13 protein-coding genes are annotated in these 15,620 nt (G+C 59.4%); 10 read left to right on the forward strand and 3 right to left on the reverse strand.

Features of this window, described 5'->3' with window-relative positions:
• Positions 1-184: 184 nt before the first annotated feature.
• The 3 genes from ACZ47E_RS03690 to ACZ47E_RS03700 all read left to right on the forward strand — a co-directional run bounded on the left by ACZ47E_RS03690 (position 185) and on the right by ACZ47E_RS03700 (position 3,324).
• Positions 185-1,678, forward strand: a complete 1,494-nt coding sequence (locus ACZ47E_RS03690) for a leucyl aminopeptidase (RefSeq protein WP_125270589.1) — start codon at positions 185-187, stop codon at positions 1,676-1,678.
• Positions 1,679-1,703: 25 nt separating this feature from the next.
• On the forward strand, positions 1,704-2,153 hold the full coding sequence (locus ACZ47E_RS03695; protein WP_004441079.1) for a DNA polymerase III subunit chi: 450 nt from the start codon (positions 1,704-1,706) through the stop codon (positions 2,151-2,153).
• Positions 2,154-2,295: 142 nt separating this feature from the next.
• The gene (locus tag ACZ47E_RS03700; RefSeq protein ID WP_004441080.1) at positions 2,296-3,324 is read left to right on the forward strand and encodes a GGDEF domain-containing protein; all 1,029 of its coding nucleotides are present in this window, start codon (positions 2,296-2,298) and stop codon (positions 3,322-3,324) included.
• Between the two features lie 28 nt (positions 3,325-3,352).
• On the opposite strand, the gene ACZ47E_RS03705 is transcribed toward ACZ47E_RS03700, so the two are convergent.
• On the reverse strand, positions 3,353-4,279 hold the full coding sequence (locus ACZ47E_RS03705; protein WP_004441083.1) for a Gfo/Idh/MocA family protein: 927 nt from the start codon (positions 4,277-4,279) through the stop codon (positions 3,353-3,355).
• Between the two features lie 302 nt (positions 4,280-4,581).
• On the opposite strand from ACZ47E_RS03705, the gene ACZ47E_RS03710 reads away from it, so the two are divergent.
• The 5 genes from ACZ47E_RS03710 (at position 4,582) to ACZ47E_RS03730 (ending at position 10,839) form a co-directional block, all read left to right on the forward strand.
• Positions 4,582-5,787 carry a GGDEF domain-containing protein gene (locus tag ACZ47E_RS03710; RefSeq protein WP_464016893.1) on the forward strand — a complete coding sequence of 402 codons (1,206 nt, stop codon included), beginning with the start codon at positions 4,582-4,584 and terminating at the stop codon, positions 5,785-5,787.
• A gap of 107 nt (positions 5,788-5,894) precedes the next feature.
• Positions 5,895-7,835, forward strand: coding sequence for an EAL domain-containing protein (locus ACZ47E_RS03715; RefSeq protein ID WP_464016894.1), 1,941 nt, complete (start codon positions 5,895-5,897; stop codon positions 7,833-7,835).
• Between the two features lie 120 nt (positions 7,836-7,955).
• Positions 7,956-9,662: an ATP-binding protein gene (locus ACZ47E_RS03720; RefSeq protein ID WP_107339802.1), complete on the forward strand. Its 1,707-nt coding sequence runs from the start codon at positions 7,956-7,958 to the stop codon at positions 9,660-9,662.
• On the forward strand, positions 9,659-10,267 hold the full coding sequence (locus ACZ47E_RS03725) for a response regulator transcription factor (protein WP_004441091.1): 609 nt from the start codon (positions 9,659-9,661) through the stop codon (positions 10,265-10,267). Before ACZ47E_RS03720 ends, ACZ47E_RS03725 begins: the two co-directional genes overlap by 4 nt.
• A gap of 89 nt (positions 10,268-10,356) precedes the next feature.
• Complete coding sequence (locus tag ACZ47E_RS03730) at positions 10,357-10,839, forward strand: GlcG/HbpS family heme-binding protein (RefSeq protein WP_004441094.1); 483 nt, start codon at positions 10,357-10,359, stop codon at positions 10,837-10,839.
• 59 nt (positions 10,840-10,898) lie between these two features.
• Here ACZ47E_RS03730 and ACZ47E_RS03735 read toward each other — a convergent pair whose 3' ends face one another.
• Positions 10,899-12,782, reverse strand: coding sequence for an ABC-F family ATP-binding cassette domain-containing protein (locus tag ACZ47E_RS03735; protein ID WP_278067345.1), 1,884 nt, complete (start codon positions 12,780-12,782; stop codon positions 10,899-10,901).
• A gap of 160 nt (positions 12,783-12,942) precedes the next feature.
• A complete protein-coding gene (locus ACZ47E_RS03740; RefSeq protein WP_184285393.1) occupies positions 12,943-13,986 on the reverse strand; it encodes a GGDEF domain-containing protein in 1,044 nt (347 codons plus the stop codon).
• A 256-nt stretch (positions 13,987-14,242) separates the two neighbouring features.
• On the opposite strand from ACZ47E_RS03740, the gene ACZ47E_RS03745 reads away from it, so the two are divergent.
• Positions 14,243-14,938 (forward strand): glutathione S-transferase family protein, encoded by a 696-nt coding sequence (locus tag ACZ47E_RS03745; RefSeq protein WP_153775390.1) that lies wholly within the window; start codon positions 14,243-14,245, stop codon positions 14,936-14,938.
• Positions 14,939-15,041: 103 nt separating this feature from the next.
• On the forward strand, positions 15,042-15,464 hold the full coding sequence (gene ndk, locus ACZ47E_RS03750; RefSeq protein ID WP_003496769.1) for a nucleoside-diphosphate kinase: 423 nt from the start codon (positions 15,042-15,044) through the stop codon (positions 15,462-15,464).
• The last annotated feature ends 156 nt before the right edge of the window (positions 15,465-15,620 follow it).

A 15,620-nucleotide genomic window follows, 5' to 3' on the forward strand; every position in this document is an offset into this window, starting at 1 on the left:
AATTTTTCCGCCGCCTGTGTCTTTTTGTGGAACAAGCTGTCGGTTTCATGACGTGAGTTCGCATTCACTAAAAATGCATTTCCTTTAACGGCTGTGGGGCTTTAAAGAATGCGGGGTTGCGCCCGGGGCCGAAAAGGCCATGATCATGCGCATCGTGCAAGTCGTAGAAGAAGAGCAGGAAAACATGTCCGCCAAATTCGATATATCTTTCGCCAATTCCGCCTCGCTGGAAAATGCCCTGACCGTGATGCTGCAGGCCTCGGGTGATGCGAAGGCCGTCGCCGGTGCTTCCGAAGCCGATCCGGGTGGTGTGATCGAAAGGGCGGCAAAGATCGCGGGCTTTTCCGCAAAATCCATGACGACGCTCGATGTTATCGCGCCGCAGGGTTCCGCTGCCGACCGGCTGCTGGTCATCGGAATCGGAAAGCCGTCGAAGCTGGTCGCCCATGACTGGCTGCGTGCCGGCGGTACGGCGGCTGCCCATTTCAAGAAGGCGGACAAGGTCGTTGTCTATCTCGATGCGCCGGGCGTAGAGGTTGGCGCTCAGGCGGCGGCGGATTTCGCGCTTGGTCTTCTGCTGCGCGCCTACAGCTTCGATGCATACAAGACCAAGAAAAAGTCCGAGGACGAAAAGACGCCGAAGAAGGTGGAGATCATCATCGTCACGGCCGCCCATCAGGATGCGGAAAAGGCTTTTGCCGTCTCCGAGGCGGTTGCGGGCGGCGTTATACTGGCGCGCGATCTCGTCAACCTCCCTCCGAACGTTCTCGGCCCGGTCGAATTCGCCGAAAAGGCGGAAGAGTTGCGCAAGCTCGGCGTCGAGGTGGAGGTCCTTGGCGAAAAGGAACTGAAGAAGCTTGGCATGAATGCCCTTCTCGGCGTGGCGCAGGGTTCGGCCCGTCCGCCGCGGCTTGCGGTCATGCAATGGAACGGCGGCTCCAAAAAGGATGAACCCGTTGCCTTTGTCGGCAAGGGGGTCGTTTTCGATACCGGCGGCATTTCGCTGAAGCCCGGCCTCAACATGGAAGACATGAAGGGTGACATGGGTGGTGCTGCAGCCGTAACCGGCTTGATGCATGCGCTTGCGGCCCGCAAGGCCAAGGCAAACGTTATCGGTGTCATCGGCCTTGTCGAGAACATGCCTGATGGCAACGCCCAGCGCCCCGGCGACATCGTGACTTCCATGTCCGGCCAGACCATCGAGATCATCAATACCGACGCCGAAGGCCGGCTGGTTCTGGCCGATGCGCTCTGGTACACCAAGGAGCGTTTCAATCCGAAATTCATGATCAATCTCGCAACACTGACGGGCGCGATCACCGTGGCGCTCGGCAATCTGCAGGCCGGATTGTTCTCCAACGACGATGAACTGGCAACGCGGCTTTCGCAGGCCGGCGAGGTGACGGCTGAAAAACTGTGGCGCATGCCGCTCCACAAGGATTACGACAAGATCATCGATTCCAAATTTGCCGACATGAAAAACAGCTCGGGCCGCCTGGCGGGCTCCGTCACCGCTGCGCAGTTCCTCAAGCGCTTCGTGGGTGAAACACCGTGGGCGCATCTCGATATCGCCGGGACAGCCATGGGCTCGCCGCTGACCGAGATCAACCAGTCCTGGGGATCGGGTTACGGCGTGCGTCTTCTGAACGAACTCGTTCGCGCCCATTACGAAGATTGAGACGAGCGGAGCGGCACGCCAGCGCATGACTGAAATTCTGTTCTATCACCTGACGGAATCGAAGCTGGAGGACGCGCTGCCGCCCTTGCTCGAGAAATCGCTGGAACGCGGCTGGAAGGTCGCGGTCCAGACAGTGGGCGAGGAGCGCCGGGACTTCCTCGACACGCATCTCTGGACGTTCCGCGACGACAGCTTCCTTCCGCACGCCACCGACACTTCGCCAGTACCGCAAAACCAGCCGATTCTCCTGACGGCATCGGACGGGAACGCCAACGCAGCGAGTGTTCGTTTTCTCGTCGATGGCGCCGAGCCCCCGGCAGTGGAGGCTTATGAACGCATCGTCTTCATGTTCGACGGATACGATGCCTACCAAACCGAAATGGCGCGAAACCACTGGAAAAGGCTGAAAACGGAGGGGCATTCGCTGACCTACTGGCAGCAATCGCCGGAAGGGCGCTGGCAGAAAAAGGCATGACCCGTCCCCCGTCTGACTACCTTTGCAACGGGAAAATGGCCGGTAAGAAATCGCATGTGGTGTCGCCCGTGGCGGTTGTTTTATGAACGCATGCAACATGTACGCTTTCAGACGCGTTATCAGCAGACAGAGGGGATATGCGATGGGACAGATGATGCCACGACCGGATCTGGAGCTGGAACGACTGGTAGCAGTGCGGTCCGTTGTGGCTTTCAAGAATGCGGAAACCGCTGAATTGAAGGCGATCTCGCAACTGGCGCAGGGCGTATTCGGGGTGGCACGCGCGGCCGTGCATATTCTGGATGAGGACTGGCTCCACATTGCCGAGCAGGCAGGGCTGCAGTTCCAGGAATGCCCCCGTGACATTGCGATCTGCGACCGTGTGGTCGTCACGCAGAATATTCTGACTGTTACGGATCTGAGCGCTCATCCTGAATTCGGCTCTTTGCCTTATGTAAAGGGCGCGCCCGACCTGCGGTCCTACGCCGGCGCCCCGATCGAACTCGAACCCGGTCTGGTGGTCGGGACTTTTTGTCTGCTCGACCCGCACGTTCGGGAGTACACCGCTGCGGAGGTCGATAATCTCCAGTATTTTGCGACACTCGCGGGCGCGCTTTTGAGATTGCAGAAAGCGAACTTCACCATGAGCCTTGCCGCCCGGGAACTGCGCGATGCGGCCATGACCGATCCGCTGACGGGCTTTTATAATCGCAAGGCTCTGGACGCGATCGTTGATCTGGAACTTGGCGCCGCGCTTTGCGAGAAGGACACTTTCGGTGTTCTCTATCTCGATCTCGACGGCTTCAAGACCATCAATGACACGCTTGGCCATGCGGCAGGAGACAGGGTGCTGGTCGAGGCATCCACCCGAATCCGCGATGCTGTAAGAGAAGATGACGTGGTGGTGCGCATGGGGGGCGACGAATTCGCAATATTCGTGCCGCGTCCGGATTCATCCATGCTCATCAGTGGCCTTGCGGAAAAACTGCTCCACGCGTTTCGGCAACCGTTTCATGTAGAGGGTGAGAGCGTGCTTGCGCGCCTCAGCATCGGCGGCGCCATCGCGCCGCAGGCGGGCGCGGATCGCGCGACGCTGCTGCGGAGCGTCGATGAAGCCCTGTATCAGGCCAAAAAATCGGGGCGCGACCGGTTTGTCAGCCGCGCCCTCTGAAAGATTGCCTTGAAAAGCGTTTCGCTGCTCAGTCGTAGAAAGAATCCACGAATTTGTGGCGGCCGAGCAGGAAAGCATCGGCCACATGGGTCAGCGGCGCAAGATCGACGTCCGAGCGGCCTGACTTGATGATCTCGGCGAAGCGCTCGTAAAGGGCCGGATATTCCCGTTCCGGCTGGGATAGTTTTTCCTCACCATTGATCGAAAGCTTCGCCCCGCCTTCCGAAAGCACCATCCGCCCCGCGGCGGTCTCGGCCACGATGTCCCAGCTCTGCTTGCCGGTCTGACGCCAGTCGAACTCGGCATGGACGGGCATTTTTGTCACGTCCGAGAAATGCAGGTCGGCCGCGATCGGCGCGTCGCGGTTTTCCGGGAATTCAAGCGTCGCCCTGGTCAGGAACAGCGCGCGCGGCAGGATATGGGTGATGATGGAAAGCGCATTGATGCCGGGATCGAACACGCCGAGACCACCCGCCTGCCAGATCCATTCCTGGTTCGGATGCCAGTGGCGCACATCTTCTTTCCAGATCACATGAACGCTGTTGATCGTCGTGGAGGCTAGAAACGCCTTGGCAGCCTCGACGCCAGGTGCATAACGCGAATGCCAGCTTGCAAACAGTGACAGGCCTTTAGAATCCGCGAGGCGGACGAGATCCTGTACCTCCGAGAGCGTCGCGCCCGGCGGCTTTTCGAGGAAGACGTGCTTGCCGGCATTCAGTGCCGCATAGGCTGCCTCATAACGATATTGCGGCGGCATGCACAGAGAGACGGCGTTGATATCGGGTACGGCCTCGAGCATCGCCTCGATGGTGCCGTAGGATGCGACGCCATCCACCGTGCCATGGCGGCTTGCGGTGCAGATCAATTCAAAATCCGGATTGCCTGCAATGGCGGGAAGATGCTGGTCGCGAACGATTTTGCCGACGCCGACGATGGCAAGCTTGGTGGCTGACATGAAGTGGAACCCGTGTGTGAGTGCTGCCTAAGATAAAGTGTGATTTTTACAGGTTTTTAGCAGAAACGCCCGCAGGAGCAAGGTGATCGTTTCGGCGCGACGCGTCTTTTCCAGACGATGACTTCACGGAAACTTTCGATACACATTATCGATCGTGCAATGCTTGATCATGAAAATATTTCTTTGTAATTTTCAGTGATGTTTTCGATGGTCGGGCTGTCTTAATCCAATTTTTTAGGTATATTCTCGTTTTGTTAGAGTTTTATGTATTTTTAACTTGAGTATATTTTAAAGAGCGGGTCGTGGTGGTTTTATTCAAGGCTGACCGTCTGTCTGGCTTCGTTCAGAAAGTCAACGAAAGCAGCCGGCAATTCAATACATACGGATTGATCTTCGGCGTCATCCTCTACAATCTCTACGTATTCGTGGACATCAGTCTGGTGCCGGAAATCATCTGGTTGGATCTGACAGTCCGCCTGATGATCATCACACCGCTTCTCTTTCTTTATTTCCCCGCCCGATATTATGCGATCAGGATACGGCCGGACGGCGTGGCGCATGAGGTCCTGCACGGGCTGGGTTGCATGTTGGTCGTCGCCTCGATCATGTTCATCTATGCCAATGCGCAAACCTCGTCGACGAGCGAATATTACGTGGGTATCGTCACCGTCGTCCTTTATATGAATACGATACATCGCAAACCGTTTCCGCTTGCGGTCATGGGCACGGTCGGCTGCATGGCGGTTTTCATCGTCGGCATGGAATATGTCACGGTCACGAGCGAGGTGGCCAAGCTACCGGCCATCATGTGTTCCGCTGGCATCAGCGCCGTCTCGCTGTTTGCGGCCTACCGCATCGAGCAGGTGGAAAGAAAAGACTATCTGGCCTCTCTGCGGGAGAAGACCCTGCTGCAGCGGATTCAAAGCGCAAATCACGAGCTTCAGCAGCTTTCCAATACCGACCAGCTCACCGGAATTCGCAATCGCCGCAGCTTCGACGAGGCGGCGAACGAGGCATCGGTCGGTAGCGGCCGGCCGCGGGCGCTCATCCTTCTCGATGTCGATTATTTCAAGAACTACAATGACGCAGAAGGCCACGTCGGCGGCGATGACTGCCTGCGCAGGATTGCCGGCAGGCTGCGTGGCGCCCTGCGCAGGGACGATGGCGACAGGAGTTTCATAGCGCGTTACGGTGGGGAAGAATTTGTCGTTCTGCTTGCCGATTGTACCGCTTCCGCTGCGCTTGCCATTGGCGAAAGACTGAGACTGGCCGTAATCGACGAGGCCATCCCCCATCTCAACCGTCCCGACAGACAGAAAATCGTCACCGTCAGCCTCGGCATTGCCGTTTCCGGCGACGGCAGGGAAATCATATACGAGATGGTGAACCGGGCCGATATGGCGCTTTACGAGGCAAAGCGCCAGGGCCGCGACCGGCTGGTGCTGGCCTCCGGGCATATGGGAATGCCGGCGGAGCTGTACGGGGTCGAGGCCATGATGTCCGGATAGGGCTGATGGCTTGGCGGCGCCATAAATTTTGCCCCGCGCAAGCGGGATTGTTGAAGACCGGCCACCGGAATTCCGGGGCAAGAACATATAATAATCGGGGAATGCAGATGATGGAATTGATCGCCGCACAAGCGGCAGCGTCCGCTGCCGAACTTCCATTCCTGCTGCTTCAGGCGGCCGCGGTGGTTGGCATGGTGTCCGTGCTGATCCTTCTGCGGCGGAACATCGCCCTCGAGGATCCCCGCTATAAAATCTACTATGGCCTCGTCTTCGGAATGACAGGTTTTCTGCTGACGCTGCTTGTTTCCGAATTCATCAAGCTGCCCTCCAAGCCTTACATCCGCTCCGATCTGCTGTTTCTCGCGGGGGTGCTGGGCTCATGGCAGGGCGGGCTTATCAGCCTGTCCCTCGTCGCAGCCGGGCGTTTCGTGTTCGGCGGCCCCGTGCTGTTTTTTGCGGCTCTGCAGGACATGGTCGTCATTTCGGCCTGCGGCATCATCATGTATGGCTGGATGCGCGACCGACGCCTTGCCGATCTGGGAACTCGGGATATGCTCACCGTCTTCGCCGTCAGATTCATGGCCGCGCTGCTTGCCATCACAATCTCCTTCGTGTTTGGTCTGATCGACCAGACGCTGTTCTTGAGCGCAATAGGCCGCCGAACGCTGGGAGCTGTCGCCGTTGGCTTGCCGATGATCGTCTGCCTGTTCATCCTGCTGCGCAGCGAGGCGCGCGCGCGCGACGAGGCAAAGAAACGCGAGGTGGCGGCGCGGACGGATTCATTGACCGGACTGCCCAACAGGCGCGCCCTCAAGGACCATATGGAAACGGTCATGCGGCAGGAGCCGGCCGTTTCGCACGCCCTCGTTCTGATCGAGATCGTCAATATTGCCGATGTCGCCGCCTGCGAGGGGGAGGACTGGAGCGATATTTTCTGGCCCAGGCTGGCGCGGGAAATCTGCGATGGGGAATACGGCCTGCTGTGCAGCGCCCATGCACCTTGCAGCTTCATGTTCGGTGATACGACACTTGCAGTTGTCATGCGGGAGATTTCGCTGGAGAAGTCCGAAGGTACAAAACTCATGATGCATCTGCATGAGGGGTTGAGCACCTTTTGCCGCTCGGCGGAAGCGGGGCCGGTACCGCATCTCAAAATCGGCGCGGCAAGTCTGGACAGGCTTTCCCGGCAGAACGTGGCCTCGTTCTTCAGACATCTCAGCCTGGCGCTCAAGGGAAGCGATCATCCCGTGCAGATTTTCCCCTTTTCGTTTGCCGAGAAGGCGACACGGGACGAGACGGTGCGGCAGATGCTCGTCAACTGGATCAAATCCGGCAGGCCGCCCATTTGCTATCAGCCGAAATTCGAAATGCGCAATCGCCGCATGATCGGTGCTGAGGCGCTGCTGCGCGCGGTCGATGCGCGGGGGCAGGCGCTTTCGCCCTATTATGTGCTGGAGATCGCCGAACGTCATCGGTTGCTGGCGGAATTCGAATGGTCAACGATCGAAGCCGTGGTGCACGACCTTCGTGATCTGCATGATCTCGATGCGGATTTTCATCTCGCGGTGAATATTTCCGCTTCGTCCTTCGCAACCGTGCACTTTGCTGATCGGGTCGTGGCGCTGCTGCAGGAAATGGCGGTGCCGGCGCACCGCCTGGCGATCGAAGTGACGGAGATGAGCAGGATTCCGACCAACGACGTCGTGCAGCAGAATTTCGATGCGCTGTTCGCCGCCGGCGTGCGACTGGCGCTCGATGATTTCGGGACCGGTTATGCCGCGCTCACTTTGCTGGCGCGGTTCCCGTTCGAAGAGGTCAAGATCGATCACTGGATGACGTCGAGGCTGGATCAATCGCGGTTCCGGGAGGCCATTGCGCTCGCCTTCGAGAGCGCGGAGCGTTATGGCGCTAAGCTGGTGACGGAAGGTATAGAAACCGAGGAGCAGAGCAGGCTTCTCATGCAGATGGGCATTCGCTTCGGGCAGGGTTATCTTTATTCCCCCGCCGTGCCGCTCGCACGGCTGCAGTCCCGCAGGGCGTGTGCCTAGCGCCAAGGGCACCGCTCACATCTTCCCGCGCCAATGATGGATCAGCAGTAAATTCGGCTTGGGCCGGATTGAATGTTCTCACTGTCTGTGCTGAGAAAAGTCACCTGTTGAACGAATGTCATGATCCGCTCTGTCGGTCATGCGGGCGAGCCGATGCTTGAAAAAAACGATGCATGGAACGACATGCCCGGAACGCCGGTCGAGCGCCGACTGAACGAAGCGGCCAGGGGCGCTGCTGCGGCCGGCCGCTCACTTGATGCCACCGCCCATTCCCTTTCCGGCAGCCGGCGCATGGCGCACGCGCCATGGCCGCTGTCGGGGCGGCCGTTTCTCAAGTTGTTTCTGGTCTGGGCACTGCTTATGGCAGCCGTCGTGTCCGGACTGGCGGCTTATCAATATGTCAGCCTGCTCGGCGAATTGGCACGGCAGAGCGATGCGTTGCAGGCTGAGGCATCCCGCCGGGCCGATCAGCATGATGCCCATGTGACGGCGCTTTCGGCGGTGGCGCAGGCGCAGCAGGGGGCGGATTATCGCCTCTTGCTCGATGTCGCGGCACCCATTCTGCAATTTTACCCGCGTATTGACGAGGTCCAGCTGGTTTCCCTCAACGAGGCGGGGCCTGTTGTCGGCACACGGCCGCTGGAGAGCGAGCTGGCAGCGACGATCCGCGAGGCGGCATCGGTCTTTACCGGCCGGCCGGCTCTGGTGGCGAGCGATCTCAGACCCGGCCATTACATGATCGTCAAGCGCAGCCCCAATAGCGGGTCGGCCTCGAAGGTGCTGGTGCTTGCCGTCGATGCCGGGCGGCTTCTCGCGTCCGACGCTGCGTTCTGGTCGGAAAAACAGGCGGTGATCCGTCTTAAAATGCCTGGCGGAACAGTCCTTCTCGGCCCACCCACGATGCCGGAAGCGCCGCAATATGTCCGGCAGCTCAGCAGCGCCAGCCAGCCTCTGACGCTGGAAGTCGCGCTCGCAATCACCTGGCGGGACCTATTGCCCGGCCGCGCCCTGCTGGCGGGCGTGGCTGGCGCAAGCGTCGTTTTCGTGCTCTGTATTGTCATGACAAGACAGAGGACGCGCATGCGCGCCGCCGAGAGACGCGCCGAACTGAGCGGCATGGAAGCGAGACTGACCCACGCCTCGCGGGTTAACGCTCTCGGAGAAATGGCGAGCGGCCTTGCCCACGAGCTTACCCAGCCCCTGACGGCGATATTGGCGCAGGCGCAGGCGGGGAGACGGCTGCTTGCCCGTCAGGATGTCACGGCTCTTTCCGGTGCTCTCGACGATATGATCGATCAGGCGCGGTGCGCCGCGAATATGCTCGACCGGTTCCGCAACTGGTCGCTGCCGCACCGCCAGCCGGTCGCGGCGCATGACCTGCGCGCCGCCCTGCGCAATGTCGATGCGCTGCTTGCCGGCGAAGCCGCCCGGCATGAGGCCAGCATTGATATCGCGATGCCGGAAGTGCCGCTTCCGGTGCGGGTCGATCCCGTCGAAATAGAACAGGTCATGTTCAATTTGCTGCGCAACGCGCTTGACGCACTCACTGCCATTGAAGGCAGACGTGCGATCACGGCAAGATTGAGCCGGAACGGTGATTTCGCCGTTCTCGATGTTGCCGATAACGGCCCCGGCGTAGCGCCCGAGCTGCGCGACCGGTTGTTCACACCTTTCACCACCACGAAGAACAACGGAATGGGGCTGGGGCTTGCCCTCAGCCAGAGGCTGGTGGAGCGCGCCAGCGGTGAAATCCGATACGTCGCGAGTGAGAATGGTGCCCATTTCCGGGTTGTCCTCCCGCTTGCACCGGAGGCACGGGACCCATGACGCTGCCCGTCTATCTCGTTGATGACGATGACGCCGTGCGCAAGGCGCTCATCCTGCTTCTCTCCACCGTCGGCATAAAGGCGAAGGGCTTTGCTGATCCCGTGGCGTTTCTCAGCCAGCTTGCCGCCCTCGAGCCGGGCTGCCTGATCCTCGATATTCGCATGCCCGCCATAACCGGATTGAAATTGCAGGAGAAACTGACGGAAGAGGGGATAGACTGGCCGGTCATCATCATTTCCGGTCACGGCAACATCGAAGCCTGCCGCCGGGCCTTCCATAATGGGGCGGTGGATTTTCTCTCCAAGCCGGTCGACGAACAGGATCTCATCGACGCGATCCAGAAAGCGCACCGGATATTGGCCCGCACGCTTGACGCAAAAGCGCTGCAGGCGGAGAATTTGGCGCTCCTGTCGCTGCTGACCGCGCGGGAGCGGGAGATACTTGAACGCATCGCGCTCGGTTTTACTTCGCGCCAGATCGCAGACGGACTTGGTCTGTCGCCACGCACGGTGGACAGCCATCGCGCCGCCATTGGCCTGAAGCTCGGCACAACCTCGCAGGCGGAAATGACAAGGCTTTGGCTGGAAGCGGGTGCGGATCGGTAGAACTACCGAGCAGCCGGAAAGTCTTACGGATTCGCGGCTCAACGCCATCCGCTTAAACTGCAGTCCTCATCAAGCAAGAGGACCTTTTCATGATCCGCAACCTTCTCGTTGTTTCCACTCTGCTCGCTCCTTCGGTCGCCCTGGCGCAGACGCTGCCGACCGCACCTTATCTGCCACTCGAATTGGCGGAAAAGGCGGCCAGTGCAGCACTTCAGGCCTGCTCGGCCAAGGGCAACGCTGTCACCGTTGCCATCGTCGCCCGCGACGGCGCCGTAAAGACGGTCCTGAAAGCAGATGGTTCGGGTCCGCACACGGTCTCCAGCGCCACCGGCAAGGCATTCGCTGCCGCATCGCTCGGCCGTGATATTGGCGAGATTGCCGAATTCATCGCATCCAAGCCCGCCAATGATGGCCTCCGCAACATGGATGAGCGCATGGTCATTCAGGCAGGCGGGCTGCCGATCAAGATCGGCGACGCGCTCGTCGGCGGTATTGGCGTTGGAGGCGCGCCGTCGGGTGCAATCGATGCCGAATGTGCGCGTGAAGGTCTCAATACGATCGGTGCGAAGTAAGTTTCGTCAATGCGATACGGCGGCTTCGCAAGAGGCCGCCGCTCCTGTGCCGTTGCGCATCAGCCGGCCATTGCTTCCTCGTATTCACTGGAAAGCATCAGCCATTGCTCTTCCGCATCCGATAGCCTGGCAGCGGCTTCGCCACGCTCCTTGACTTTCTGAGCGGCTTTGGCAGGGGCTTTTTCATATAGCGCCGGGTCGGCCAGTTCGGTGTCGAGCGTCTGAATCAGTTTCTCAAGCTTTGCCGTCAGGGATTCGATTTCGTTGATCTTTTTCTTCAACGGCGCGAGTTGGGCACGCTTTTCCGCGCTTGCCTTGCGCTGATCGGCCTTGGAAGCCTGATCGGCAACGATGTCGCTCTTGTCGTCCTTCTTTTTACCGGAGGAAACGACGAGATCGCGATATTCCTCCATGTCGCCTTCGAACGTCTTGACCGTCCCGTCGGCCACCAACCACAGCCGGTCAACGGTCGCCTCAATAAGATGGCGGTCGTGGGAAATGAGGATCACCGCGCCATTATAATCATTCAGCGCCTCGATCAGCGCCCGGCGGCTGTCGATATCGAGATGGTTGGTCGGTTCGTCGAGGATCAAGAGGTTGGGTGCGTGGAAGGCAGCAAGGCCCATCAGCAGGCGAGCCTTTTCGCCACCGGAAAGGTCTTTGGCAGCCGTCGCCATCTTTTCAGTCGCAAGCCCCATCTGCGCCACGCGTGACCGCACCTGCGCCTCCGGTGCCAGCGGCATCAGCTTGCGCACATGTTCGACCGGAGTTTCATCCGGCACCAGATCGTCGAGCTGATGCTGCGCGAAGAAGCCGATCTTGAGGCCGGGCGCGACGCGAAGATCACCCGCCTGCGGGGCGAGACGGCCGGAAATGAACTTCGCAAAAGTGGATTTGCCGTTACCGTTGGAGCCGAGCAGCGCAATGCGGTCGTCATTGTCGATGCGCAGGTTGAGGTGTTTCAGAATGGACTTGCCCGGTTCATAGCCGACCGCGCCGCCATTGATGGCAACGATCGGTGAGGCCGGCTGTTTCTCCGGCTCAGGAAACGTGATCGGCTGCACATGATCTTCGATCACGGCGGCGACGGTGCCCATGCGCTCCAGGGCCTTGATGCGGCTCTGCGCCTGACGGGCCTTGGTGGCCTTGGCGCGGAAACGGTCGATGAAGCTCTGCAGGTGTTTGCGCGCGGCGTCGTTTTTCGCCTTGGCTTTCATCTGCAATTCGTCGGCCTCGGCCTTCTGCCGCTCGAACTGATCGTAGCCGCCGCGATAAAAGGCCAGCTTCTTCTGGTCGAGATGCACGATGGAATTGACGGCGTTGTTCAGCAGATCGCGATCATGGCTGATGATAATGACAGTGTGCGGATAGCGGCGGATATATTCTTCCAGCCACAGCGTGCCCTCAAGGTCGAGATAGTTGGTCGGCTCATCGAGCAGCAGCAGATCGGGCTCGGCAAACAGCACCGAGGCGAGCGCCACACGCATGCGCCAGCCGCCTGAAAAGGAGGAGGCGGGGCGGAGCTGCGCTTCATGATCGAAACCGAGACCGGCAAGAATGCTCGATGCACGCGCTTCCGCCGAATGGGCATCGATATCGACAAGCCGCATCTGGATCTCTGCGATACGATGCGGATCGGTTGCGGTCTCCGCCTCCGCCAAAAGCGCGCTGCGCTCCTTGTCAGCGGAAAGCACGATGGAGATGAGAGATTCCTCCGTGCCCGGCGCTTCCTGTGCCACCTGGCCGATGCGGGCCTGTTTCGGAATGGTCACCGAACCGCCTTCTGCCGCGAGATCGCCGGTGATGATGCGGAAAAGGGTGGATTTGCCGGCACCGTTGCGGCCAACGAGGCCCGCCTTCACACCGGCGGGAAGCGTCACGCTGGCGTGGTCAAGGAGCAGACGCCCGGCGATGCGGGCCGAAAGATCGGTAATCGTAATCATGGCGTCGTTTTGGCCGAACTGTGTGACCAAGGCAAGAGCAGGCACGCCACACCGCGGCAGTTATGAGGTCGGAAATGAAGAGGCGGCAAACGGGGACAAGGCGCGGGATGGCAGCTCGTTTTCCGGATATAAGCCCATCCTGAACGCTCGCCGAAATGTCCTAGCAACCCAACTGCGCGAGATAGCTGTCGCGATTGTGCTGCGCGAGGTCCCTGCAATAACCGACGACGCAGTTGCGGGTGCCGCACCGGGCGCAAAGCAGGGCCAATTCAGCCTGGCTGAAGAATTCCGCGGGCGTTGCCGTGCCGTCCACTGAGGCGACGCCGATTGAAACAGTCAGATGCTCGCCGCCGCCCTCACTCGTCACGAAGCGCAAGGCTTCGACGCTTTGCCGCAGACGTTCAGCGATCGCCTCAGCCGTGTTTTGCGCAACGCCTGCAAACAGGAAAGCAAATTCGTTGCCGCCGATGCGGGCGACAAAATCATCCTTCTTGATCGTCTTGCGAAAGAGCCCAGCAAGCCGCCGCAGGGCCTTGTCTCCGGCGGCGGGGCCGTATTTGGCGTTGATCTCGCGGAAATGGTCGATATTGAGGAGCATCAGCGATGTCGCGGAGGCGGCCCTGTCTCCAGCAAAAAGCTCTCCGAGTTTTTCGAGGAAAGCCGCCCGGTTGGGCAGCGCCGTCAGCACGTCGCGCAGGGAACCGGCCTGCAGTTCGGCGCGCCGCCTTTCGACGTCATGTATTTTCATCAGCCCCATGGAGATGAAATGCCTTAGGCTGGTCTGTTCCTCGTGGATGTCGTCCAGCAATCGGGCGACGCGGTCGGTGGCCGGGGACCCAACAGTTTCGTCTTCGCCAAGGCGTCCGATGAAGGCTTCCGTGCGCCTCTGGCCAGCTTCCAGCCTTGCGGAAATCTGTTTCAGCGTTTCAAAGGCTTCGCTGGCCATCTGTTCCGCTTCGATGCGGGAGAAGCCGGGCAAATTGTGCCTCTGGCCAACCAGATCGATCTCGTGCTGTTGCGGCGCATTACCGAGCGCCAGGATGTCTCGGCCCATGGCCGGGTTATGGCCCGACAATATTTCATAGATCAATTCGTAATTGCGCGGCAAGGGTGCAATATTCATCCTGGCGATGAACTGCGCGACCTTGGTAAGGACAAGACTACTTTTCGCCTGTTCGCGTTTTTTATCGCCAGCAGATGTCATCGCTGTCAGCTCCAGTATCGATGGTCTTATCAATCGAACGAAATAACCGTTTTCTGAATGGCCAAATCATAGGCGAGACGGCTTAAAATTGGCTAAACCTGCGAGCGAAATTCATCACCTCCAGGTTTTATTTCGGCCCTTGGCGAACGGAACCTTTCAAACGTCCTTTGATTGATAACATGACAAATGCTGATTTGATTTCCGGCTCCCGCCGATTTTATATCGCTTGGTCGCTATTGCAGAGAAGGTGCAGCCCATGACGAATTCCCGAACCCTCTATTCGCTCTGCGGAAGCGATGTCTCCAGGCCATTTTCCCCCCATTGCTGGAAAACCGTGTTTTCGTTGGCGCATAAGGGACTGGATTTCGAAGAGCGTCCGTTGCCCTTCACCGTCATCCCGACCGTGGAGGATGGTTTTTCGAAGACGGTGCCGATCCTGCGGGACGGCGACCGGCTGGTGAGCGACAGTTTCGAGATTGCCCTTTATCTGGACGAGGCCTACCCGGAGCGGCCGTCATTGTTCGATGGGGAGGGCGGCAAGGCCATGGCGCGCTTTGTCGAAAGCTGGTCCCAAACCCAGCTGCATCCGGCCATCGTCCGTATCGCCGTGCTGGATATCCACGATATGCTGGATGAGCCGGATCGTCGTTATTTCCGCGAAAGCCGGACAAGGGCGCTTGGCCGCCCGCTCGAGGATGTCGTCGCCAACCGCGAAGACGAGATCGCCGCCTTTCCTGCCTTGCTCGCTCCCATCCGCCGGATGCTGAGTTTTCAGCCCTTCATCGGCGGCACGTCGCCGCTTTTTTCGGATTACATCGTTTTCGGCGCGCTGCAATGGGCGAGGATCACCACCGGTGCTGATCTGTTTTCAGATAATGACCCTGTACGCGACTGGTTCGAAGGGTGCCTCGATCTTTACGATGCAAGGGGCCGCAGTGTGACAGCGGCGTGAAATGTCTGCCGTCAGTGCCGCAATCTCATTGATCCCCCTTGTTTTCGGGCCTTTGGGCGGGTAAAGACCGCCCACTTTCTCTGAAGGAAAAGGAAACGGACACATGGCGATTGAACGCACATTTTCGATGATCAAGCCGGACGCAACCAAGCGTAACCTCACGGGCGCGATCACCAAGGTATTTGAAGACAACGGCCTGCGCGTCGTCGCCTCCAAGCGCGTCTGGATGAGCAAGCGCGAAGCCGAAGGCTTCTACGCCGTCCACAAGGAGCGCCCCTTCTTCGGCGAACTCGTTGAAGGCATGACTTCCGGCCCGACCATCGTTCAGGTTCTGGAAGGCGAAAACGCCATCCTCAAGAACCGCGAAATCATGGGCGCCACCAACCCGGCCCAGGCCGCTGAAGGCACCATCCGCAAGACCTTCGCGCTTTCCATCGGCGAAAACTCCGTTCACGGTTCCGACGCTCCGGAAACCGCCGCTCAGGAAATCGCCTATTGGTTCGCCGAAACCGAAATCGTCGGCTGATTCAAAGTCTCAACGGCTTGAATCGCTCTATCAGGCGATTGCTCGAAGCCGCTGAAAAGACTCGAAGAAGCGGAGCCGAAAGGCTCCGTTTTTTTGTTTCTGGATGCGATAAGGGGATGCCGCACCCGCCTCCATCATCATTCCTGTGACAAGCAC

The organism is Agrobacterium sp. 5Ca39, from assembly GCF_055382365.1.